The organism is Paenilisteria portnoyi, from assembly GCF_014322795.1.
In the GTDB taxonomy this organism is placed as follows: Bacteria; Bacillota; Bacilli; order Lactobacillales; family Listeriaceae; genus Listeria_A; species Listeria_A portnoyi.
This window is the reverse complement of record NZ_JAASTT010000044.1, coordinates 1-1,305: the sequence shown is the minus strand read 5'-3', so window position 1 is coordinate 1,305 and position 1,305 is coordinate 1. Positions and strand designations below refer to the sequence as shown.

The 1,305-nt window shown below is 39.5% G+C and carries 1 protein-coding gene; it reads right to left on the bottom strand.

The window, feature by feature from the left end; genetic code table 11:
* Positions 1–1,178 (bottom strand): transposase (locus HCJ66_RS15820; protein ID WP_187134010.1); only part of this gene is annotated, 1,178 nt, incomplete at its 3' end.
* Positions 1,179–1,305: the final 127 nt, after the last annotated feature.

The window sequence follows — 1,305 nt, the reverse complement described above, 5'->3', positions numbered from 1 at the left end:
CTTACATGTGTTGCAGTGGCTTTGCCACCATTAAAACGGACATTGGATAATTGATAATTATTTTTTAAATAGCCATTTACTCGTTCCACAGCACTTCGGAGGTTGTAAAGCTTTTCCCAAGCCTGAGTTCCACGCGCAGGTACCGCATATTTTCGAAGATTAGTTTTTTGCTTTATTTTGATCACCTTTTGGCACATACCTTCATCTCTCAGTGGACAGGTTTGGCATTTGTCCTGCGGACTAGTAAACTTCAGCGCTTGATAACGTTTGTCTACACTATCATATTTGTAGGGATATTCTAAAAAACATGTAGGATGAAAGTGTTCATTCACTTCTCCACTGGTGATTTCTCGACGCCGATTAAAATCAATGATTGGTTCTATCTTTAACTGATGGCCAGCGTGGTAGATTGCGGTCACATCGTAACCTTTGTCCATCATCATATAACTTGGTTTACTACCAATAGCTGTTACCTGCCTTAAAAGAGGGATTGCAACAGATGAATCCGAGACAAAGGCTGCAGAAAGTAAACTGCCCACGATATATTGGGTAGTCGTTGAAACAGCTAAATGCAACTTGTAGCCAAACCAAAACATATTTTTCCCCTTGCTGTTCTTTTTGATGCTCCATGTTGGGTTAGTTGGGATTGTTCGCATCAAATCTTCTGATGACATTGTTAATTGTTCTGCTACCGATGGTAGCTTTGGGTTATCTGTTTTATGCGCTTTATCATGTGCGGAGAAATGCGTCGCATCTATCGCTAATTGCTCTGAAAATAAGCCATTTATGGCATCGATTTGTTCCAGTAACACATGATTTACTGTTTGAAGGACATCTACATGTTGCGATAACACATGTGTGAAACGAGAAAAAGAAGCTTCTGATGGTACACGCTCCGAGTATAGAAATCCAAGATTCATCTTAAACATAAGATCTTCATTTAAACGCTTTACAAGTGCTTTGATTGTTGGAATGCCTTCTACATAACGAATCACAAGCGCTTTGAACGTCGCTTCATAGTTGAGGCTCAAAGGTCTTCCCATGCGAGTAGGTTTATCAAATAACCGTACGATCTTTACGAGCGGTAATGGGGAGAAAATTTCACTGTATCGTTTCATTGGTTCTAGTGTTAATAAAGTTTCCATGTCAAATAACGTTGGTTGGTGTATAATAGCCATGAGGGATCACTCCTTTTTGATTTTGTTTGGCTCGCACCTAACATTATATCAAAAATGGGGAGGTTCCTCTTTTTTGTTGCTTTAAATCTCTTGTGCCGCAAGGCTTAGGAGTTATGAAATTAGTTCA